The sequence below is a fragment of the Promicromonospora sp. Marseille-Q5078 genome, from assembly GCF_050315395.1.
Taxonomy (GTDB): domain Bacteria; phylum Actinomycetota; class Actinomycetes; order Actinomycetales; family Cellulomonadaceae; genus Isoptericola.
The window spans coordinates 3,811,437-3,832,166 of record NZ_JBNPQG010000001.1 but is presented as its reverse complement, the minus strand read 5'-3'; the positions used below and the strand labels follow the sequence as shown (position 1 = coordinate 3,832,166).

The window sequence follows — 20,730 nt, the reverse complement described above, 5'->3', positions numbered from 1 at the left end:
CCACCGAGGTAGTCCACGATTCGCCGAGGTAGTTCGAGGGGCAGGCCGCACGGGTTGCGGCCTGCCCCTCGAACTACCTCGGCGAATCGTGAACTACCTCGGCGGGGAGGTCAGCCCAGGCTGAGCGCGTGCTTGATCGTGTAGAAGACGTCCGTCTGGTCGGTCAGGCCGACGACGTTCGCCGCCTGCGGCCCGTAGCCCGCGATGCGGACCTGGGTGCCGGTGTGCTCCTGCGAGCCGCCCTCCTCGGCGGTGCCGTAGGCGACGGTCATCGGCTGGCCCTCGGTGGTGGTCAGCGTGCGGGTCAGGCCCGGGGTCGTGGAGCCGGCGGAGATGATCTGGCTGGAGTGCCCGTGGTCGGCGGAGACGAGGACGAGCGTGTGGCCGTCCTTCTTCGCGAAGTCGAGGGCGACCTTGACGGCGTCGTCGAACGCGACGGTCTCGCCGATCTGCGCGCAGGGGTTGGCGGCGTGGTCCTGCTTGTCGATGCTGGCGCCCTCGACCTGGAGGAAGAAGCCGTCCTTCTTCCGGCCGGAGCCGGCGTCGAGCAGGTCGATGGCCTTGGTGGTCATCGTGTCGAGCGACGGCACGTCGTCGGTGTGCTCCGGGTTCGTGCCGCAGGTGACGGGGTCCTCGGCGCCGCCCGTGTGGGTCGCGGCGGGGCCGGCCCACTCGGTGGGCAGGTTGCCCGGCGCGAACAGCCCGAGCAGCGGGGCGTCCTGGTCGGCGGACGTCACCTTGGCGAGCTTCGTGGCGTTCGTGACGACGTTGAACCCGCGGTCCTTCGCCTGCCGCAGGAGCGTCTTGCCCCGGTACCCGCCGGCGGTCGCCTTGTCCTGGAAGTACTGCGCGCCGCCGCCGAGGACGACGTCGGGGCGCGTGGCCAGCGCCTGCTCGGTGATCGAGCCGGCGCCACCGTTCTCGAGCGCGTTCTCGGGGCAGTCCGTCATGCGCGTGGGCGAGTAGCAGCCGCGCGCCGTGACGTGCGACATCTGCACGGCCGGGGTGGCGTCCTGGATCTCGGCCGTGGTGACGTTGCCGGTGCGCAGCCCGTCGGCCTTGGCGAGCTCGAGCAGGGACTGCTGCGGGGTGCCCTCGACGTCCACCGAGATCGCCCCGTTGTACGTCTTGGTGCCGGTGGCCCAACCCGATCCCGACGCCGCGGAGTCCGTCACGTAGTCGGGCCTGCCGTTGGCCTTGTCGAGCGCGTAGGTCGTGTACTGGCCGGTCAGGGGCAGGGCGTCGATGCCCGGGAGCTCCCCGGCGGCGCCGTACTGGTAGTTGCGGGCGACGGTGATCTCCGAGTCGCCCATGCCGTCGCCGATGAGCAGGATGACGTTCTGGGCCTTGCCGGACTTGATCTGCTTGCGGACCTGGGCGCTCTGGTCGCCGTCGAGGCGGCGCGCGTCGCCGTGCCCGGTGAGGTCGTGGGTGAGCGCGTAGCTGCTCGCGCCGCCGAGCAGGAGCGTGCCGACGAGCGCGGTGGCGAGGGTGGTGCGGCGTGCGGTCTTGCGCACGGGAGGCCTCCTTGGTGGACGTGCCGTCATGGCGGTGAACACCGCCGGGTGCAGGCAAGCGCGCCCAGGTGGCCGGACGGTGGCCTCCGGCTGTTGTCCAGGGAAACAGTGCGTACCGGCTCGACCGCCGGTGGAGGATGGGGTCCGTGGAGTTCCAGGACGTGGTGCGACGACGGCGGATGGTGCGGCGGTTCACGGACGAGCCCGTGGCGCCCGAGACGGTGGAGCGGCTGGTGCGGAACGCCGTGCGGGCCCCCAGCGCGGGCTTCTCGCAGGGCTGGTCGTTCCTCGTGCTCACGGAGCCGGAGGACCGCGACCGGTTCTGGGCCGCGGCGACCCCGGCGACGTCGGAGCGGGACATGTCCGCCTGGCTCACGGGCATGCGCACCGCGCCGGTGCTCGTCGTCGCGCTGTGCTCGAAGGACGCGTACCTCGGCCGCTACGCCGAGGCGGACAAGGGCTGGACGGACCGCGCCGAGGCGCGCTGGCCCGTGCCGTACTGGCACGTCGACGCGGGGATGGCGTCGCTGCTCATGCTGCAGACGGCGGTCGACGAGGGCCTCGGCGCGTGCTTCTTCGGCATCGGGGCAGGGGAGGTGCCCGTGTTCCGGGAGGCGTTCGGCGTCCCCGACGAGTGGGTTCAGACCGGCGTCGTCGCCGTCGGCCACCCGGCCGACCCTTCGGCAGGCTCAGGGGGGCCTGCGGAGGCGAAGGGCTCGCCGACGCGGCGCCGGCGCAAGCCGCTGGAGGACGTCGTGCACCGCGGGCGGTGGTGAGCGGGGTCCCCGCTCACGGCGTGACGGAGCGCAGTGCCGCCGCGAGCCCGTCCACGGCCTCGCCGACGCGCGCGTCGGCGAGGTTGCCGTACCCGACGACCAGCGCCTCCGCCGGGGCGCCCGCGCCCGGGGCGGCGGTGACGCGGTAGCGCCGCACGTCGGCCACCGCGACGTCGCGCGCGGCGGCCGCGCGCACCACCGCCGCGGCAGGGACGCCGTCGGGCAGGCCGACGACGACGTGCAGCCCGGCGGCGAGCCCGCTCACGGGCAGCCCGGGCAGGGCGGTGGCGAGCGCGTCGAGGAGCGCCGCCCGGCGGGTCCGGAACCGGCCGCGCGCCGCGCGCAGGTGGCGCTCGTAGGCGCCGTCCGTCAGGAACCGGCCGAGCGCGAGCTGGTCGATCGTCGACGGCGCTGGCCCGCCCGCGTGCCGGCCCAGCCGCTCGCGCCAGCGCGGGGGCAGCACCGCCCAGCCCAGCCCGAACGCGGGCGACACCGTCTTGCTGAGCGACCCGAGCAGCGCCACGCGGCCCGGGTCGTGGCCCTGGAGCGCGGCGACCGGGCGGCGGTCGTACCGGAACTCGGCGTCGTAGTCGTCCTCGATCACGAGGCCGTCCACCGCCCGCGCCCACGACACGAGCGCGTCCCGGCGCTCCGGCGCGAGGGCCGCGCCCGTCGGGAACTGGTGCGCGGGCGTCACCAGGGCGTCGCGGGCGCCCGTCCGCACGCCCGCCGCGACCAGCGCGTCGACGATGACGCCGCCCGCGTCCACCGGGACCGGGACGGGCACCAGCCCGGCGTCGCGCGCGACGTCGCGCAGCCGCCCCCAGCTCGGGTCCTCGACCAGCAGCGCGCGGTGGCCCGCGGACCGCAGCGCACGGGCGAGGCGCGCCATGCCGTCGGCGGCGCCGTGCGTCACGACGACGTCGTCGCTGCTCGCACAGGTCGAGCGCGCCCGCGCCAGGTAGTCGACGACGGCGGCGCGGGTCGCCGGGTGGCCGGCGGGGTCGGGGGCGGCGAGGTCGGAGTCCGGGGCGTCGGCGAGCGCGTCGCGCAGCGCCCGGAGCCAGGCCGAGCGCGGCACGTGCCGCAGGTCGGGCACCCCGGGGGCGAGGTCGAGGCGCGCGCGGCCGGCCGGCTCGGCGGTCGCCCCCGACGCCCCGGGCGCGGGACGCTTCGGGACGGCGTGGGCGGCCGCGCCCGCGGCGATGCGCGTCCCGGAGCCCACCCGCGCCTCGCAGAACCCCTCCGCGACGAGCTGCGCGTAGACCTCCGTCACGACCCACCGGGACACCCCGAGGGTGTCGGCCAGGGCCCGGCTCGGGGGCAGCGCCGCCCCCGCGGGGACGCGGCCGCCGTGCACGGCGTCGCGCACGGCGCGCTCGAGCCGCGCGACCAACGGTGCGTCGTCGTCGCCGAGGTCGAGGACCGTGTCCCACGCCAGGCGCGGATTGGTCTGGGGGATCGCCATGGAATTGGACGGTACACCCGGACCGATCGGCTCCTAGGTTCGGAGGTGCCCGCCGGCGGGACCACCGCCGGCACGCAGACGACAGGAGCACCCATGCGTTACCGCACGATCGGCGACGGCACCACGTCCTTCGAGGTCAGCAGCCTGTGCCTCGGCACCACGTGGTTCGGCACCCGGACCGACGAGGCGACGGCCCGCGCGGTCCTCGACCGCTTCGTCGAGGCCGGCGGCACGTTCCTCGACACCGCCAACAACTACAACGGCTGGGGCGGCGGGCACGGCCGCGACAGCGAGGACGTCATCGGACGCTGGCTCGCGGACCGCGGCAACCGCGACGAGCTGCGCATCGCCACCAAGGTGGGCGCGGCCAAGAAGGACCCGGACCTGCCGCTCCAGCAGGTGCCGCCGACGAACTACCAGGGCCTCGGCGCGGAGACCGTCGCCTGGGAGGCGCGCGAGAGCCTGCGCCACCTCGGCATCGACCACATCGACGCCTACTACGGGCACGTCGACGACTACGACACCCCCCTCGCCGAGACCGTCGGCGCGTTCGGCAAGCTCCAGGCGGAGGGGCTGGTCGGGATCGGCGGCATCTCGAACGTCGCGCTGCACCGCGTGGTCGAGGCGCGCGAGGAGGCCCGCCGGCAGGGCGTGGCGCCGTACGGCCTGGTGCAGCAGCAGCTCACCTACCCGTACCCGCGGCCCGACGTCGGCCGCCACAACTGGGCGTCGTACGAGCTGCTGGACTACGCGGGCGCGTCCGCGGCGACCCAGCATCCGCTCGCCGTCGTCGCCTACTCGCCGCTCATGCAGGGGGCGCTGGTGCGCGACGACAAGCCCCTGTGGGACGGGTTCGACCACCCGACGACGCACGAGCGCCTGCGCGTGCTGCGGGAGGTCGCGGCCGAGATCGGCGCCACCCCGAACCAGGTGGTGCTGGCTTGGCTGCTGGGCGGCGACGTGCCGGTCGTCCCCGTCATCGGGGCGAGCAGCGTCGCGCAGCTCGACGAGCTGCTCGGCGCGGCCGAGCTCGACCTCGACGAGGACGTCCGCGCCCGCCTCGACGCGGTGTGAGGGCTACTCCAGCCACTCCGTGACGAACCGGTCGTTCGCGTGCACGTGCAGCGCCTCGTACACCTCCGGCCCGATCACGGAGAACGTGTGGGGCGTGCCGGCGGGGGCGACGAGGATCTGGCCGCCCACGGCGACCACCTCGTCGTCGCCCACCCGGAACAGCGCGCGTCCCGACCACACGATGAAGGTCTCCGGGTAGGGGTGGCGGTGCAGGCGGGGGCCGGCGCCGTCCCGGTCGATCCGCTCGAACATCACCGACACGCCTGCGCCGTGCAGGTATCCCTCGAAGTCGGCGTCCGGGAGGGTGGACTGCTCGATCAGCTGGATGCTCATGGCCGGGTGGACCGGGCGCGGGCGCGGAACTCAGCGGTGCCCGCGCCCCGCCCGGGCCGGTCCCGGGGTCAGGGGAGGGGGAGGTCGACGCCGTCGCGCAGACGGTCGCGGACGTCGCGCGGCAGCTCGCCCCAGTCGTCCACGGTGTCGAGGTCGACGGCGGTCCCCGGGCGCCGCACGACGACGGGCCGCAGGCCCGCCCGCTCCGCCTCGGCGACGTGCGCGGCCCGCGAGCCCGGGCCGAAGCGGAAGCGGAACGGCGCGGCGGCGGGCAGCAGGAGCAGGTTGGTCCCCGCGTCGTGCCGGTCGGTCGCGACGACGACGGGCGCCCGGTCGTCCGCCGCCTGTTCGTCCGTCGCCGGGCCGTCCGTCGCGCCGGCACCCGTGACGAGCAGCGCCGCGACGTCGTCGGGCGCGAGCAGCGGCAGGTCCGCGTGGGCGACCAGCAGGCGGTCCGCCTCGCGCGCGACGGCGTGCTCCCGCCCGACGTCGAGCGCCGCGTTCAGCCCGGGCCGGTCCGGCGGCTGCGGGATCGTCTCGAGGCGCCCGCCGTGCTCGAGCCCCGCGAGGGTCTCGGTCGCGAACGGCACGTCGGCCGTGACCACCAGGACGCGGCCGACGCCGTCCGACGCGAGCAGGGTGGCCACCACGTGGCGCGCCAGGGCCGCGACGAGCCGCCGCCGCTCCGCGGGCTCGAGCGCGGACGCCAGCCGCGACTTGCCCGAGACGCCGTCGCGCAGCGGCACCAGCGCCACGGTGCCGCGCGCGGTGGGTGCGCTCATCCGAGGGCGAGCAGGTCGCGGGCCAGGCGCTCGCGGCCGGGGGCGCCGCCCATGATCGTGTCCGTGACGAGCACCTCGACGCCGAGGTCGCGGATCGGGCCCGCGAGGCCGGCGTCGGCGTCGTCGACCACCATGACGTCGACCAGGTCGGCGTAGAGGCGGGCGACGCCCAGCGCGGACACCTCGTGCCCCAGCGTCTCGAGGATCTGCGCGGCGGGCCCCTTGATCGCCTGGCCGCCGACGATCGGGCTCACCGCCACGCGTCGCGCGCCCGACGCGAGCACGGCGTCGCGCACCCCGGGCACCGCCAGCACGGGCTCCACCGAGAGGAACGGGTTGGAGGGCGCGACGACGAGCAGGTCGGCGCCCGCGACGGCGTCGAGCACGCCGGGCGCGGGCCGTGCGGCATCCGCGCCGTCGAGCTCGATGCCGAGCACCGCGTCCGCGTGCTGCCGGTGCACGAAGTACTCCTGGAACGCGACGCGGCCGGACGGGGTGTCGACGAGCGTGCGCAGCCGGTCGTCGGTCACCGGCAGGAGCCGGGCGCGCACGCCCAGCGACGCCGCGAGCCGCGCCGTCACGGAGCTGAGCGGCTGCCCGTCGCGCAGCGCAGCGGTCCGCACGACGTGCGTCGCGAGGTCCCGGTCGCCCAGCGTGAACCATGTGTCCTCGCCGAGGCGGGCGAGCTGGTCGAGGGTCGTGTACGTCTCGTCGGTCAGCCCCCACCCGCGGGTCTCGTCGTTCAGGCCGGCGAGCGTGTACATGACGGTGTCGAGGTCGGGGGAGACCAGCAGCCCGTGCCGCTCGGTGTCGTCGCCGACGTTGACGACGACGGTGAGGCCGCCGTCCGCGGTCGGGGTGCCGTCGTCGGGCAGGGCGAGGGCGAGGCCGTGCGCCAGGCGGGCGCCGCCGACCCCGCCGGCGAGAAGGGTGACGCGTGTGCTCACCCGACGAGCCTACGGCGGTCGAGCGGGTGGGAACCCGGGTTTCGACCAGCTCGGTCAGCGGAGAGGATGGGGGGCATGGCCGTCTTCGCTTTCTCCGTCGCCCCGCTCGGCGCGGGCGAGTCCGTGGCGGACTCCGTCGCCGCCGCCATCCGCATCGTCCGCGAGTCGGGGCTCCCGACGCGCACCACCGCGATGTTCACCGAGATCGAGGGGGACTGGGACGAGGTGATGCCGGTGATCCAGCGCGCCACGGAGGCCGTGGGCGCGGGCGGTCACCGCGTCTCCCTCGTGCTCAAGGCGGACATCCGCCCCGGCTACACCGGGCAGCTCGACGCCAAGGTCGCGCGGGTCGAGGAGCGGCTCGCCGACGACGGTGGCGCGGGACACGCGTAGCGCTCGCGGTATACCGGAACGCGGGGCGATAGCGTCCTCGCCTGGGAGGACACTGTGTTGCGGGCCACGTCTCGGGGGGTCGTAGGCTGTGCCCGGGATCCGGCCGCCCGGGCCGTGGTCCGAACCAGGAGTGGTGTGCATGCCCCTGTTCGAGGTCGACGCTCAGCGGCCCCTCCTCGTCCAGCCCGACCGGTCGCCCGCGGCAATCGCGCAGGGCGTCGGGACCACCGCCCACCAGGTGGTGGACAGTCACATCGACGGTCTGCTCGGTGAGCAGATCTTCCCGGTCAGTCCCGGCGCAGGCCCGGACGAGCCGCATCTGCTCGCCCTCGACGCCACCGGGTCGCCGGTCGTCGTGGAGCTCGTGGCCGACCTCGACCGTGCCGCCCTCACCCGCGCCCTGGACCACGCCGGTGCCGCCGGCCGGCTGACCCGCGGCGCGCTCGCCGACCGGTACCACGGCGGCCCGTCGGCCTTCCACCGCGACGTCGCCGCGTTCTACGACAGCGTGCCGATCACGCGCTCGCAGCCGGGGCGCAGCAGCGCGCGGCTCATCATCATCTGCCAGGAGGCGAGCGAGGAGATCCTCAACGCCGTCGACTTCCTGCGCCAGCCCACCATGCCCGTCGAGGTGCTCAAGATGGGCGTGGTGCACAGCGCGGACGGGCGCCGCTTCGTCGACGTGTCGCCCCTGGTGATCCACCCCGCGTCGGCGCCCACGGCCCCGAGCCTGTCGGCACCCGCGAGCGACACGGCGCCCGCCCTGGGCACCCCGGCGACGGACGACGTCGCGCCGCGCGCCGCCGAGCCGCCCGCCGCGGTCGACCCCGACACCTTCGCGGAGGGTGTCGCGGTCGGGCTCGCGCTCAACGGCAAGATGCCCGCGGCCGCGCAGCCGCCCCGCGAGCGCGCGGGGAGCGTCGCGCCGCCGACGCGCACCCGCCGCCGCGCCGCCCGTCCCCGGTCGGACGACGCGGGCCCGTCCGCCGACGGCCTCCCGAGCGAGTCCCTCCCGGTGCCCGTCCCCGCGCCGGTCCCCGCGCCGCCGGAGCGCCCCGGCCGCCTCGACCGTGAGGCCGACCTCGACACGACGCACGAGCGGCTGCCGCGCGCGCTCGCCGGCGGCCGGTCGGGGGCGGAGCCCGTCCCCGCGCCTCCCTCGCCCCCGCGCCGGCGTTCGCGCGCCGACCGCTTCTCCTCGCGCCCGGAGCTCGACGACGCGGGCGCGCCGCCCGCCACCGGCCGGAGGGACCTGGGCCAGGCCTTCGCCGAGGTAGCCGCCCCGGCGTTCGACCTGCCGGTGCCCGAGCCGCGGTGGTCCGGCGTCGAGGACGACCTGCCGCGTCTGCAGGTGCCGCCGCTCGAGCCGCCGCGGCTCAGCACGCCCCCCGCGGACCCGCTCGACGACCGCTGGTCGGCGCCGCCGCAGGCCCGGGGCTACGACCCCCTGACGTCACCGGTCCCGCCGGAGCCCTGGGCGGCACCGCCGGCCCCTGCGGCGCCGCAGCCCTGGGCGCCGTCCGAGCCGCCCGCGCAGTCCGCGCCGTGGGCGTCGCCGGTCGCCGGCGACGACGAGGTGGACCAGGACCTGGTCGCGCTGGCGAGCACGCTGGTCCACCCGACGTCGATCGTGTGGTCGCGCCCCCGGCGCCGCCAGTACTTCGAGGCGGTGCTGCACCAGGACGGCGCCATCGAGCTGGCCGACGGCTCCCGGTACTGGCACCCCGACCACGCGGCGTCCGCCGCCTCGGGGTCGCCCACGGCGGACGGGTGGAGCGTGTGGCGCCTCGGCGCCGGCGGCCCGACGCTGATGGACGCGTACCGGCACCGCTTCGCCTGAGCCGCTCCGTCGGCCGGGCCTGCGACGCGACCGGACGGGTCTCGACAGGCTCGACCGGCGGCGGGTTCGACCGGCGGCGGGTTCGACCGGCGGCGGGTTCGACCGGCGGCAGGCGCGACCGGCGAACGGTCAGGGCACGACGACGATCTTGCCGGTCTGCTCGCCCGCCGCGAGGCGCGCCAGGCCGTCGTGCACGGTCGCGAGCGGTACCTCGGAGTCGATCACCGGCCGCACGCCGGTGCGGGCGCAGAACCGCACGAGGGCCGCGAGGTCGTCGCGCGAGCCCATCGTCACGCCCTGCACCCGGATCTCGTTGAAGAACACCCGCGTCAGCTCGGCGGGCGGGGCGTCTCCCGACGTCGCCCCGCACACGACGATCGTGCCGCCCGGTCGCACGGACCGGACCGAGTGCGCCCAGGTGGCCTGGCCGACCGACTCGATCACCGCGTCCACGCGGCCCGGCACCCGCGCGCCCGTCTCGACGGCGTGCGTCGCGCCCAGCGCCAGGGCCCGCTCGCGGCGCTCGGCGGAGCGCGAGGTCGCCGTCACCTCCAGGCCGGCGGCCGCGCCCAGCACGATGGCGGCGGTGGCGACGCCGCCGCCCGCGCCCTGCACGAGCACGCGGTCGCCGGGGGCGAGGCCGCCCGCGCCGAACAGCATCCGGTAGGCGGTGAGCCAGGCCGTCGGGAGGCACGCCGCCTCCTCGAACGACAGGTCGTCCGGGAGCGGCACGAGGTTGTGGGTCGGCACCGCGACCCGCTCCGCGAGCGTGCCCGGGTACTGCTCCGACAGCAGCGTGCGCCGCTCCTCGGGCCCGACGCCGTGGCCGTCGGCGCCGATCACCCCGTGCAGGAGCACCCGCGTGCCGTCGGCGGCGACCCCGGCGGCGTCCGTGCCGAGGATCATCGGCAGCTGCTCGGCCCGCAGCCCCACCCCGCGCAGCGACCACAGGTCGTGGTGGTTGAGGGTGGCGGCGCGCACGTCGACCGTGGTCCAGTGCTCCCGCGCCTCGGGTTCCGGCCGGTCGCCCACCTCCAGGCCGTCGAGCGGGGAGTCGGGCGAGAAGCGGGCGACAGTGGCGGCGAGCATGTGCCCCAACCTACTGTCCGGCGGACGGTGGCTCCCACTAGGTTGTCCGTCATGTCGAACGGTGGGGTCGAGGAGGAGCTGGCGGCCGCGCGCGCCGCGGTCGTCGAGCACGCGCAGCAGTCCGCGCGCCGCGGGCGCGCCGCGCAGGAGCTGGCCGCGGCGGAGGAGACGCTGGCTGCCGCGCGGTCGTCGCTCGAGGACGAGACGGCGGACGTGGCCCGGCTGGAGTCGCTGAGCCTCGCCCGCGTCTGGGCGGGGCTGCGCGGCGACCGTGCGCAGCGCCTCGACGCCGAGCGGGCCGAGCAGCAGGCGGCCGAGTACGTCGCGGCGGCCGCGCAGGCGCGCCGGGACGCGGCTGCGCGCGAGCTGAGCGCCGTGGACGCGCAGCTGGCCGCGCTCGGGGACGTGCAGGCCCGGTGGGGCGCCGCCCTCGCGGCCAAGGAGGCGTGGGTCCACGGCGGCGGCGGCCCGGCCGCCGCGGAGCTGGCAGCCGTGGCCGAGCAGGTCGGGGCGTGGCGTGCCCGGCAGGTCGAGGTCGCCGAGGCGCAGACCGCAGCCGAGCACGCGGCGGGCGCCCTCGGGGCGGCGGCCGGCGAGCTGCGTGGCGCCGACGGCTGGTCCACCTACGACACGTTCTTCGACGGCGGCATGCTCGCGAGCATGGCCAAGCACGACCGGCTCGACAAGGCGGCCGCACGGCTCCGCGAGGCCGACGCCGCGTTGCGGCACCTCACCGTGGAGCTGGGCGACCTCGGGGAGCAGGGGGTCGGCGGCGTCGGCGTCGACGGCTTCACCCGGACCCTCGACGTCTGGTTCGACAACGTCTTCACCGACTGGTCCGTCCGCAACCGGATCGCCGAGGCGCGCGACCGCGTCGACGCCGCCGGTCGCGCCGTGGACGCGGTCCGGCGGCGCCTCGCGGAGCGGTCCGCGACCGTCGACGCCGAGCTCGCGGCGCTCGCCGCCCGCCGGGAGAGCCTGCTGGTCGGCTGACGGCCGGGTCGGCCGACCGGCGGGGCGGCCCGTCAGGGGGCGTCGACGTCGAACATCCAGGTGACGCCGTACCGGTCGGTGACCTGACCGTAGAAGTCGCCCCAGGGCGCCTTGTCGAAGGGCAGGGCGTCCGTGCCGCCCTCGGCGAGCTTCGCGTACGCGCCGGCGATGTAGTCGTAGTCCTGCGCGCCGCCGGTCAGCGCCACGGTGACGCCGCTCGTGGGGGCCACGTACGGCATCATCGAGCCGGAGTCGGCGGCCATCAGGGTGAGGCCGCTCGGCGTCTCGAGCTGGCCGTGCATGACCAGGTCCTTGTCGGCGTCGTCGATCGGCATGCCGGCGTCCGCGGGCATGCTGCCGAACGTGCTGATGTCGAGCTCGCCGCCGAGCACCGACCGGTAGAACTCGAGGGCCTCCGCGGCCTTGTCCTTGAAGCTGAGGTAGGGGTTGAGCCGCACCATGGGTCGCCTCCAGCAGCGCTGCGGGGAGTGAGCCGGCCGCGCGGTCCGGCGGCCGGTGACCACGCTAGGCGCGGCCGCCGACACCCGCACCGGTGTCGCGCCTCGCGGGCGCGGAATCACCCGGTCGGCACGCCCCCGGTGCGGCGGTGGCCGCCCGTGCTCACGACCCGGGCTCGCCGTCCTCGACGCTCGCCCCCGTGAGGAAGTCCGCGACGATGGGGCCGAGCTGGTCGAACTCGATGAGGAAGCCGTCGTGGCCGAAGTCGGACGTGACGATGCGCAGCGGCTCGGCGCCCGGCACCCACGCGGCGATGCGGCTCGCCTGCTCCGGGGGGAACAGCCGGTCGGAGTCCACCGCCACGACCAGCGCCCGGGCCGTGATCTGCGACAGCGCCGACTCGACGCCCCCGCGGTCGCGCCCGAGGTCGTGGCTCACCATCGACTCGGTGAGCACCAGGTAGGAGTTGGCGTCGAACCGTCGCGCGAGCTTGTCCCCGTGGTGGTCGAGGTACGACTGCACGGCGTACCGGCCGTCCGTCAGGGGGTCCTCGCCGCCCTGCGGCAGCCGCCCGAACCGCACGTCCAGCTCGGCCGCCGTGCGATAGGTGGTGTGCGCGATCTGGCGGGCGATCGCGAGCCCGGCGTCCGGGCCCTCGCCGTCCGCGGCGTCGTAGTAGTCGCCGCCCCGCCAGCGCGGGTCGGCGCGGATGGCGCCGAGCTGCGGGTGGGCCCAGGCGATCTGGTCGCCGGAGGTCTGCGCCGTCGTCGCGATGGCGGCGATGCGCTCGACCTCGATGCCGGCGTCGGGCCCGAGCAGCGCCCACTCCAGTACGCGCAGCCCGCCCATGGACGCCCCGACCACCAGCGACCAGCGGTCGATGCCGAGCTGGTGGGCCAGCTCGATCTCGGCGGTCACCTGGTCGCGCGTCGAGACGCGGGGGAAGCGCCCGCCCCACGGCCGCCCGTCGGGGGCGGCGGACGCGGGCCCCGTGGTGCCCTGACAGCCGCCCAGCACGTTGGGCGCGACGACGTAGTACCGGTCGGTGTCGATGGGCGCGCCCGGGCCGATCATGTCCGACCACCAGCCCGCGGTCGGCTGGCCGGGCGCCGCCGGGCCGGCGACGTGCGCGTCGCCGGTGAGGGCGTGCAGCACGAGCACGGCGTTGGAGCCGTCGGGGGCGAGCTCGCCCCAGGTCTCGTAGGCGACCCGGACGTCGGGCAGGACACCGCCGGCCTCGAGCTCGACGGCGCCCACGTCGACGAACCGGCGCGCGGCGGCGGGGTCGCCCTCGCGCCACGCGCCGGTGGCGGGCACGGGCGGCTTCTCCCGGGCGCGCGACACGGGGGTCGGGCGCACGGTCGGCCCGGCCGCGTGGCGGCCGCCCACCGACCGCACCGTGGGGGCGACGCGCACGCCGCCCCCGCGGCGCACCGGCAGGCGGCCGGGCGTGATGCCGTTCACGCGGCCGCCTCGCCGGTGGTGCCGGAGGTCGTGCCGGACAGCACGTCCGCCGCGGCGGCGAAGCCCAGCTCGAGGTCGGTGAGGATGTCCTGCACCCCCTCGAGCCCGACGGCGAGCCGCACCAGGGCCGGCGTCACGCCCGACTGCGCCTGCTGCTCCGGCGTGAGCTGCGAGTGGGTGGTCGACGCGGGGTGGATGACGAGCGAGCGGACGTCGCCGATGTTCGCCACGTGCGAGTGCAGCTGCAGGGCGGAGACGAAGGCGCGGCCGGCGGCCTGCGCCCGCTCCGGGTCCGCGACGTCGAGCTCGAACGCCACGACGGCGCCGGCGCCCTTCGGCGCGTACCGCTGCGCGTTCGCGTGCCACGGCGACGACGGCAGGCCGGCGTAGTGCACCGCGCGCACGTCGTCGCGCTCCTCGAGCCACTCGGCGACGCGCTGCGCGTTCGCCACGTGCCGCTCCACGCGCAGCGACAGCGTCTCGAGGCCCTGCGCCAGCAGGAAGGCGTTGAACGGCGCGACGGCGGGGCCGAGGTCGCGCAGCAGCTGCACGCGCGCCTTGAGCACGAAGGCGAGGTTGGCGCCGAGGGCCGAGCCGACGCCGAGGTCGCGGGCGTAGACGAGGCCGTGGTAGCTCGCGTCCGGCTCGTTGAACCCGGGGAAGCGCTCGGGGTCCGCCGCGTAGTCGAAGGTGCCGCCGTCCACGATGACGCCGCCGATGGCGGCGCCGTGCCCGCCGAGGTACTTCGTGGCGGAGTGCACCACGACGTCCGCGCCGTGCTCGATCGGGCGCACGAGGTAGGGCGTCGCGATCGTGCTGTCCACGATGAGGGGCACCCCGACCTCGTGCGCGACGGACGCGACGCCGGCGATGTCCAGCACGTCCGCGCGGGGGTTGGGGATGGTCTCGCCGAAGAACGCCTTCGTGTTCGGGCGGGCGGCCGCGCGCCAGGAGTCGAGGTCGTGCGGGTCGTCCACGAACGTGGTCTCGATGCCCAGCTTCGGCAGGGTGTGGTGCAGCAGGTTGTAGGTGCCGCCGTAGAGGCTGGGGCTGGCCACGAGGTGGTCGCCCGCCTGCGCGACGTTGAGGATCGCCAGCGTCTCGGCGGCCTGCCCGGACGCGACGAGCAGCGCGCCGACGCCGCCCTCGAGGTCGGCGATGCGCGCCTCGACGGCCTCCTGGGTGGGGTTGCCGATGCGCGTGTAGATGGGGCCGAGGTCGGCGAGCGCGAACCGGTCGGCGGCGACGTCGGCGCTGGGGAACTCGAACGACGTGGTCTGGTAGATCGGCAGGGCGCGCGCGCCGGTGGTCGGGTCCGGCGTCTGGCCGGCGTGGATCTGGCGGGTCTCGAAGGTCCAGCTCGGGGTGGTCATGACATGCTCCTGGGGCTCGATGCCCGCTCGGTGGCGGGCGCGTTCGGCGGTGATCGGGCCGCGGTGGCTCTCAGGGCGCCTGCGCGTCTGAGGCGGGCCGCGGCGGTCGGCTGCGCACGCGGAGCGGATGGCTGGGTCGACGAGCGGCCGCAGGCAGGCGAACGTGCGCGGTGGTCAGCGGCACATTCGACGGGTCATGCGCACGACGGTAGACCCGTCGCGGGCCCCGCGACAGCGCTGTCTCGTCATCTGGGACCAGAATATGGACGGCGTGTCGGCTTGCTCTGCGCGCCGGGGCCGCACTCTCGGGTGGCGCTGCCCGGCGGAAGGGGTGAGCCTGGGCGAGGTTGCCCGGAGAGAGCGTCTGCCCAGGGGAGGAGCAGATCATGGCTCGCACCCGTCGTGCCCCCAGGGGCGTGGCGCTGGCCGTCGTCGCGCTGCTGGCCGGCGCACCCGCGGTCGCCGGCGGCGTCGCGTGGGCGGACCCGCCGTCCGACGACGACCTCGCGGCCGCGCACGCCGCGGTCGACGCCGCCCGCCTCGACGTCGCCGGCGCGGAGCAGCGGCTGGACGCGATCCGCGCGGAGCTCGCACGCGCCGAGGCCGCCGTGCAGACCGCCGCCGAGGACTACGCCGAGGCGCGCGAGGCGCTCGCCACGGCGACGCAGGAGACCGCGGAGGCGCGCCGGCGCGCCGACCGTGCCCAGGCGGCCGAGAACCGCGCCCGGTCGTCGCTGGCCGAGGCGTACCGCACCACGGCCCGGGCGAGCGAGGGGGCGCTCGGGCCGCTCGACGTCGTGACCGGCGCGCGCGACGTCGGCGAGGTCGTGTCCTCCGACGCGGCGCAGCGCGCCGTCGACCGCAAGGTCGCCGGCGCCCTCGCCGCCCAGGCGGACCTGCGTGCCAGCGCGCGCAACGCCGACGCCCGCTGGGACGCCGCCCGCGCCGCGCAGCAGGAGGCCAGCGAGGCCGCGGAGGGCGCCTTCGCGACCGCGCGGCGCACCGCCGACGACCTGAGCGCCCGCACCGCCGCGGCGGAGCAGGAGCGCGACCGCCTGTTCTCGCGTCTCGCCGACCTGCGCAGCACGAGCGTCGAGCTCGAGCGGCAGCGCGACGCGGACCGCCAGCGGCAGGCCGCCGCGGCCCGCGAGGCCGCCGCGAAGGCGCGGGCCGAGGCGGCGTCGGCAGCCGTGCCCGCCGCCGACGCGACCGACGCCCCACCCGCCACCGCGCCGCGTGCGGACCCCGCTGCCGCCGAGGAGACGGCCGACGACAAGGCGTCGGACGCCGGACCCGCCGCCACGAGCGACGCGGCGCCGGACCCGCAGCCGACCCGCACGCACGACCCGGCTCCGGACCCCGCGCCGCGGCCGGACCCGAAGCCCGACCCGAAGCCGAAGCCGCCTCCGGTCAGCGGCGTCGGGCAGGGCGGCGCGGCCCAGGGACGCGAGGCGCTGGCGTGGGCGCGCTCGAAGATCGGGATCGCGTACCAGTGGGGCGGTACGGGCAACCCGGGCTACGACTGCTCGGGGCTCACCGCGGGCGCCTGGGACGCCGCGGGCGTGTGGATCACGCGCACGTCCCGGTCGCAGTACCTCACGGTCGGCAAGGTCTCCTACGACCGGATGCGGCCGGGCGACCTCATCTTCTACGCCAACGACACGTCCGACCCGTCGACCATCCGGCACGTCGCGATCTACGCCGGCGGCGGGATGATGGTCGAGGCCCCGCGGCCGGGGCTGTCCGTCCGCGAGACGCCGGTCCGCTGGGACGAGGTCATGCCGTACGCCGGCCGCCCCTGACCCGGACGCTGCGGGTACGAAAAAGGCTGGAACTCCTCCGGGAGTTCCAGCCTTTTTCGTACCCACAACAGCTCAGGGGCGCAGGAGCACCTTCGTCGCCCGGCGCTCGTCCATCGCGGCGTACGCCTCGGCGGTGTCGGCCAGCGGCAGCTCGAGGTCGAAGACCTTGCCCGGCACGATGGCGCCGGACAGGACGTCGGGCAGCAGCGTCTCCATGTAGCGGCGGGCGGACGCCATGCCGCCGCCGATGGTGATGTTGCGGTCGAACAGGCGCCGCACGCTCAGGTCGGGTCCGTGCGGCACCCCGACGAACCCGACGCGCCCGCCGCCGCGCACCACGCTCAGGGCGGTGTCCATCGACTGCTCGGTGCCGACGCACTCCAGCGCGGCGTCGGCGAGGTTCCCGCCGAGCAGGTCGCGCACGGCCGCGAGTCCCTCCTCGCCGCGCTCGGCGACGACGTCCGTGGCGCCGAACTCGCGCGCCAGGGCCGCGCGGTCGTCGTGCCGGCTCATCGCGATCACGCGCTCGGCGCCGAGCAGGCGGGCGCCGATCACGCCGGACAGCCCGACGGCGCCGTCGCCGACCACGGCGACGGTGTCGCCCGCGGACACGCCGGCGGCGAACGCCGCGTGATACCCCGTGGACATCACGTCGGCGAGGGTGAGCAGGTGCGGGACGAGTCCGGCGGCCTCGATCTCGGCCTCCGTGCGGCCCACCGGGAACAGCGAGTGCTGCGCGAGCGGGATGCGCACGCGCTCGCCCTGCGCGCCGTCGACGGGATGGCCGTCGCGGTCGGTGGAGCCGAAGCCGGTCACGAGGTCGCAGGCGGCCGGGTAGCCCGCGCGGCAGGACTGGCAGACGCCGCAGCTCATGGTGAACGGGAGGACGACGAAGTCGCCCACCCGGGCGGACGTGACTTCGGAGCCCAGCTCCTCGACCACGCCCACCAGCTCGTGCCCGATCGGGCGCGGCTTCTTCACCGCGGAGACGCCGCGGTAGGGCCAGAGGTCGGAGCCGCACACGCAGGCGGCGACGACGCGGACCACCGCGTCGCCGGGGGTGAGGATCCGGGGGTCCGGACGCTCCTCGACGCGGACGTCGCGGGGTCCGTGGATGACGGCTGCACGCATGCGCCCACCGTAGACCGGGTCGTGACCCGACCTGATCGTGAGAGGCGGAGGCTCAGTGGCCGTCGTAGTAGCCGGTGTCCTTGGCGCGCTGGAAGGAGCGCTCGATCTCGGCCTGGGCGTCCTCGCGGCCGACCCAGTGGGCGCCCTCGACGGACTTGCCGGGCTCCAGGTCCTTGTAGACCTCGAAGAAGTGCTGGATCTCCAGGCGGTGGAAGTCGGAGACGTCGTCGATGTCCTGGCGCCACGCGGCCCGCTGGTCGCCGGTGGGGACGCACAGCACCTTGTCGTCGCCGCCGGCCTCGTCGCGCATGCGGAACATGCCGAGGGCGCGGCAGCGGATCAGGCAGCCGGGGAACGTCGGCTCCTCGAGCAGCACGAGTGCGTCCAGGGGGTCGCCGTCCTCGCCGAGGGTGCCCTCGATGAAACCGTAGTCGTCCGGGTAGCGGGTCGAGGTGAAGAGCATGCGGTCCAGGCGGATGCGACCGGTCTCGTGGTCGACCTCGTACTTGTTGCGCTGGCCCTTCGGGATCTCGATCGTGACGTCGAACTCCACTGTTCCTCCATGCTCGGTGCGGGCATGCTCGGTGCGGACGCCCTGTCAAAGTGTGCCATGCACGGGCGCGCCCGCCCGGTGCGCGGTGGCGCCGCAGACCAGCGTACGGACGTGGGAAGATACGCACGGAGCGCGCCACCGGAACCGGGCTGTGACGATGCTCACGGACTCAGGAGGGCGACATGGGGTGGCGGTCCAGCGTCGGCGCCACCGTCACGACCGTGGTCGTGCTCTTCGGCGGGTATCTCGTGGCGGACGCCTACGACGTCGTCCCCGGCATGCTCACCACCGCCCCGCCGCCGTCGGCAAGCTCGTGAACGGGCTGGCGAAGGACGACCGCCTCGGCAAGCGGGTCGGCGTGTTCGTCGCCGACGCCGCCACGGGGGAGGTGCTCGCCTCGAACGCCCCCGACCGGGCGATGGTGCCGGCCTCCACGCAGAAGCTGCTCACGGCCGTCGCGGCGCTCGCGGGGCCGGGCGGTGACACGACGCTCCCCACCACCGTCGTGCTCGACGGCGACGCCCACCTCGTGCTGGTGGGCGGCGGCGACATGATGCTGGCCGCCGGCGCCGGCGACCCCGACGAGGTGAACGGGCGCGCGGGCCTGGGCGACCTCGCGGACCAGGTGGCCGGGCAGGTGAAGGTCACGGGCCGGGACACCGTGACGCTCAGCGTGGACGACACGCTCTTCTCGGGGCCGGCCGTGCCGGCCAAGATCCCCGCGGAGGACGTGGCCGGCGGCTACACCGCCCCGGTCGCCCCGCTCGCCGTCGACGTCGCGCGGACCACCGACGAGGAGTACGCGCCCCGCGAGAAGGACCCGGCGATGGCGGCCGCCGAGACCTTCGCGCGGGCCCTCGAGAAGCGCGGCGTCACCGTGCAGGGCGACGTGTCCCGCGCCGCGGCGCCGTCGTCCGCGCGCGAGATCGCCCGCGTCGAGTCGGCGCCGCTGCGCGACGTCGTCGGCGACCTGCTGCGCCGGTCCGACAACACGATCACGGAGGTCGTGGGCCGGATCGTGGCGATCGACGCCGGCCTGCCGGGTACGGGGGAGGACGCGATCCGGGCCGTGACCGCGAGCGTCGAGGACCTCGGCGTCGACCTGGAGGGCGCCCGGCTCATGGACCTCTCCGGGCTCGCCCGCGGGTCGCGCGTGACGCCCCGGCAGCTCGCCGACACGCTGGTGCTCGCCGCCGACCCCGACCACCCGGAGCTGCGCGACGTCGCCGACGGCCTCGCCGTGGCCGGGCTGAGCGGCACCCTGCACGACCGCTACCCGCAGGGGAACCCCGGCCGCGGCTACGTCTCCGGCAAGACGGGCAGCCTGCCGAAGGTCACCGGCCTGGCGGGCACCGTCGTGACCACGGACGACCGGATGCTCGTGTTCGTCACCCTGGCGGACAAGGTGCCCGACGGCGGCTCGTACGGCGCGCGGGTGATCTTCGACAACTTCGCGGGCGACCTCGCGGACTGCGGGTGCCGCCCCGCTGGTTGAGCCTGTCGAAACCCAGTGCGCGGCCCCGACAGGCTCGACCGACGACGGTCTCGCGGACTGCGGGTGCCGCCCCGCTGGTTGAGCCTGTCGAAACCCAGTGCGCGGCCCCGACAGGCTCGTCCGACGACGGTCGTGGTTACCGTGGTCCCGTGACCACGCCAGCGCCTGCCACCGAGTCCCTGCTGGACTGGCCCGCGGCGGCACAGTTCGCGGCGCGACTCGCCCGTCCGGGCGCGACGGCGCCCCGCGACGAGCTCGAGGCGCTCGTGGCCGGGCTGCGGGCGGCTGCGGGGGACTCCGTCGGGCACGTCCTGGAGGTCACCCGCATGCTGCCGGCCGGCCCGCGCGACGCGGACGGCGGCCTGGGCGACGTGCACGTCGTGGACCGGGCGGGCTGGACACGGGCCAACGCGCAGTCGATGCGCGCGATGACGGACCCGGTGATGGCCGCGCTGGCCGCCGACGTGCCGTCCACCTCGCAGGCGGCCCGGCTGGCGGGCGCCGCCGAGGTCGGGGGCCTGCTGGCGTTGCTGTCGGGGCGGGTGCTCGGCCAGTTCGACCCGTACGGCGCGGGGCGCGGGCGGCTGCTGCTCGTGGCGCCCAACGTGCTGCAGGTGGAGCGCGCGCTCGGGTTGCGTCCCCGCGACTTCCGGCTGTGGGTCTGCCTGCACGAGCAGACCCACGCCCTGCAGTTCGCCACCGCGCCGTGGCTCGCCGACCACCTCGTGGGCCGCGTCGGCGACCTGCTGCGCGGCGTCACCGAGAGCACGACGGCGATGGCGCGCGCCCCGCTGCGGCAGAAGCTCGCGGTGGTGGGGCGCACCGCGATGCGCGCGGTGCGCGGCGAGCTGGTCACGCCGCTCGACGGCGTCCTCGGCCCGGAGCAGCGGCGCGAGCTGGAGGAGATCACCGCGGTGATGGCCCTGCTCGAGGGGCACGCCGACGTGATGATGGACGCCGTCGGGCCGCGCGTCGTGCGGTCCGTGCGCACCATCCGCGCGCGGTTCGAGAAGCGGCGCGACGGCGAGGGCGCGCCCGCCCTGGACGTCGTGCTGCGGCGGGTGCTCGGCATGGACGCCAAGCTCGCCCAGTACCGCGACGGCGCCGCCTTCGTGCGCGAGGTCGAGGAGCGTGTCGGGCGCGACGGGCTCAACGCCGTCTGGTCCGAGCCCGCGCACCTGCCGTCCGCCCGCGAGATCGCCGACCCGCGCGCCTGGGTGCGCCGCGTGCACGGCTGAGGT

General features: G+C 76.0%; 20 protein-coding genes. 9 read left to right on the top strand and 11 right to left on the bottom strand.

Annotated elements, in window-relative coordinates:
- Positions 1 to 110 precede the first annotated feature (110 nt).
- Positions 111 to 1,517 carry an alkaline phosphatase gene (phoA, locus tag ACQFYA_RS17625; RefSeq protein ID WP_499126322.1) on the bottom strand — a complete coding sequence of 469 codons (1,407 nt, stop codon included), beginning with the start codon at positions 1,515 to 1,517 and terminating at the stop codon, positions 111 to 113.
- Between the two features lie 146 nt (positions 1,518 to 1,663).
- Between phoA and ACQFYA_RS17620 the strand changes: the two genes are divergently transcribed.
- The gene (locus ACQFYA_RS17620) at positions 1,664 to 2,293 is read left to right on the top strand and encodes a nitroreductase family protein (protein ID WP_499126321.1); all 630 of its coding nucleotides are present in this window, start codon (positions 1,664 to 1,666) and stop codon (positions 2,291 to 2,293) included.
- A 13-nt stretch (positions 2,294 to 2,306) separates the two neighbouring features.
- Here the strand turns inward: ACQFYA_RS17620 and pdxR are convergent, their stop codons facing one another.
- Positions 2,307 to 3,761, bottom strand: a complete 1,455-nt coding sequence (gene pdxR, locus ACQFYA_RS17615) for a MocR-like pyridoxine biosynthesis transcription factor PdxR (RefSeq protein WP_499126319.1) — start codon at positions 3,759 to 3,761, stop codon at positions 2,307 to 2,309.
- Positions 3,762 to 3,854: 93 nt separating this feature from the next.
- Between pdxR and ACQFYA_RS17610 the strand changes: the two genes are divergently transcribed.
- Positions 3,855 to 4,835 (top strand): aldo/keto reductase, encoded by a 981-nt coding sequence (locus ACQFYA_RS17610; RefSeq protein WP_499126317.1) that lies wholly within the window; start codon positions 3,855 to 3,857, stop codon positions 4,833 to 4,835.
- Between the two features lie 3 nt (positions 4,836 to 4,838).
- Here ACQFYA_RS17610 and ACQFYA_RS17605 read toward each other — a convergent pair whose 3' ends face one another.
- From ACQFYA_RS17605 to cofD, 3 genes are all read right to left on the bottom strand, one after another.
- Positions 4,839 to 5,168, bottom strand: coding sequence for a cupin domain-containing protein (locus ACQFYA_RS17605; protein ID WP_499126315.1), 330 nt, complete (start codon positions 5,166 to 5,168; stop codon positions 4,839 to 4,841).
- A 68-nt stretch (positions 5,169 to 5,236) separates the two neighbouring features.
- Positions 5,237 to 5,950, bottom strand: a complete 714-nt coding sequence (gene cofC, locus ACQFYA_RS17600) for a 2-phospho-L-lactate guanylyltransferase (RefSeq protein WP_499126313.1) — start codon at positions 5,948 to 5,950, stop codon at positions 5,237 to 5,239.
- On the bottom strand, positions 5,947 to 6,897 hold the full coding sequence (gene cofD, locus ACQFYA_RS17595; protein WP_499126311.1) for a 2-phospho-L-lactate transferase: 951 nt from the start codon (positions 6,895 to 6,897) through the stop codon (positions 5,947 to 5,949). The genes cofC and cofD overlap by 4 nt, the downstream gene beginning before the upstream one ends.
- Before the next feature lie 75 nt (positions 6,898 to 6,972).
- On the opposite strand from cofD, the gene ACQFYA_RS17590 reads away from it, so the two are divergent.
- Together ACQFYA_RS17590 and ACQFYA_RS17585 are read left to right on the top strand one after the other, a co-directional pair.
- On the top strand, positions 6,973 to 7,290 hold the full coding sequence (locus ACQFYA_RS17590; protein WP_499126309.1) for an MTH1187 family thiamine-binding protein: 318 nt from the start codon (positions 6,973 to 6,975) through the stop codon (positions 7,288 to 7,290).
- 139 nt (positions 7,291 to 7,429) lie between these two features.
- A complete protein-coding gene (locus ACQFYA_RS17585; RefSeq protein ID WP_499126307.1) occupies positions 7,430 to 9,130 on the top strand; it encodes a restriction system modified-DNA reader domain-containing protein in 1,701 nt (566 codons plus the stop codon).
- 129 nt (positions 9,131 to 9,259) lie between these two features.
- On the opposite strand, the gene ACQFYA_RS17580 is transcribed toward ACQFYA_RS17585, so the two are convergent.
- Positions 9,260 to 10,219: a zinc-binding dehydrogenase gene (locus tag ACQFYA_RS17580; protein ID WP_499126305.1), complete on the bottom strand. Its 960-nt coding sequence runs from the start codon at positions 10,217 to 10,219 to the stop codon at positions 9,260 to 9,262.
- 51 nt (positions 10,220 to 10,270) lie between these two features.
- On the opposite strand from ACQFYA_RS17580, the gene ACQFYA_RS17575 reads away from it, so the two are divergent.
- Positions 10,271 to 11,212, top strand: a complete 942-nt coding sequence (locus ACQFYA_RS17575; RefSeq protein ID WP_499126302.1) for a hypothetical protein — start codon at positions 10,271 to 10,273, stop codon at positions 11,210 to 11,212.
- 32 nt (positions 11,213 to 11,244) lie between these two features.
- Here ACQFYA_RS17575 and ACQFYA_RS17570 read toward each other — a convergent pair whose 3' ends face one another.
- The 3 genes from ACQFYA_RS17570 to ACQFYA_RS17560 all read right to left on the bottom strand — a co-directional run bounded on the left by ACQFYA_RS17570 (position 11,245) and on the right by ACQFYA_RS17560 (position 14,508).
- Positions 11,245 to 11,673, bottom strand: a complete 429-nt coding sequence (locus tag ACQFYA_RS17570) for a VOC family protein (RefSeq protein ID WP_499126300.1) — start codon at positions 11,671 to 11,673, stop codon at positions 11,245 to 11,247.
- A 160-nt stretch (positions 11,674 to 11,833) separates the two neighbouring features.
- Positions 11,834 to 13,060 (bottom strand): homoserine O-acetyltransferase MetX, encoded by a 1,227-nt coding sequence (metX, locus tag ACQFYA_RS17565; protein WP_499127595.1) that lies wholly within the window; start codon positions 13,058 to 13,060, stop codon positions 11,834 to 11,836.
- 71 nt (positions 13,061 to 13,131) lie between these two features.
- The gene (locus tag ACQFYA_RS17560; RefSeq protein ID WP_499126298.1) at positions 13,132 to 14,508 is read right to left on the bottom strand and encodes a bifunctional o-acetylhomoserine/o-acetylserine sulfhydrylase; all 1,377 of its coding nucleotides are present in this window, start codon (positions 14,506 to 14,508) and stop codon (positions 13,132 to 13,134) included.
- A gap of 386 nt (positions 14,509 to 14,894) precedes the next feature.
- Here ACQFYA_RS17560 and ACQFYA_RS17555 point away from each other — a divergent pair, with 386 nt between their 5' ends.
- Positions 14,895 to 16,310, top strand: coding sequence for a C40 family peptidase (locus tag ACQFYA_RS17555; protein ID WP_499126296.1), 1,416 nt, complete (start codon positions 14,895 to 14,897; stop codon positions 16,308 to 16,310).
- 72 nt (positions 16,311 to 16,382) lie between these two features.
- Here ACQFYA_RS17555 and ACQFYA_RS17550 read toward each other — a convergent pair whose 3' ends face one another.
- Together ACQFYA_RS17550 and ACQFYA_RS17545 are read right to left on the bottom strand one after the other, a co-directional pair.
- The gene (locus ACQFYA_RS17550) at positions 16,383 to 17,441 is read right to left on the bottom strand and encodes a zinc-binding dehydrogenase (protein WP_499126294.1); all 1,059 of its coding nucleotides are present in this window, start codon (positions 17,439 to 17,441) and stop codon (positions 16,383 to 16,385) included.
- A gap of 52 nt (positions 17,442 to 17,493) precedes the next feature.
- Positions 17,494 to 17,994 (bottom strand): inorganic diphosphatase, encoded by a 501-nt coding sequence (locus ACQFYA_RS17545; RefSeq protein WP_499126292.1) that lies wholly within the window; start codon positions 17,992 to 17,994, stop codon positions 17,494 to 17,496.
- A 182-nt stretch (positions 17,995 to 18,176) separates the two neighbouring features.
- Here ACQFYA_RS17545 and ACQFYA_RS17540 point away from each other — a divergent pair, with 182 nt between their 5' ends.
- The 3 genes from ACQFYA_RS17540 to ACQFYA_RS17530 all read left to right on the top strand — a co-directional run bounded on the left by ACQFYA_RS17540 (position 18,177) and on the right by ACQFYA_RS17530 (position 20,727).
- Positions 18,177 to 18,311 (top strand): hypothetical protein, encoded by a 135-nt coding sequence (locus ACQFYA_RS17540; RefSeq protein WP_499126291.1) that lies wholly within the window; start codon positions 18,177 to 18,179, stop codon positions 18,309 to 18,311.
- Positions 18,308 to 19,489: a D-alanyl-D-alanine carboxypeptidase/D-alanyl-D-alanine endopeptidase gene (gene dacB / locus ACQFYA_RS17535; RefSeq protein WP_499126289.1), complete on the top strand. Its 1,182-nt coding sequence runs from the start codon at positions 18,308 to 18,310 to the stop codon at positions 19,487 to 19,489. Before ACQFYA_RS17540 ends, dacB begins: the two co-directional genes overlap by 4 nt.
- 149 nt (positions 19,490 to 19,638) lie before the next feature.
- Positions 19,639 to 20,727: a zinc-dependent metalloprotease gene (locus tag ACQFYA_RS17530; protein ID WP_499126288.1), complete on the top strand. Its 1,089-nt coding sequence runs from the start codon at positions 19,639 to 19,641 to the stop codon at positions 20,725 to 20,727.
- The last annotated feature ends 3 nt before the right edge of the window (positions 20,728 to 20,730 follow it).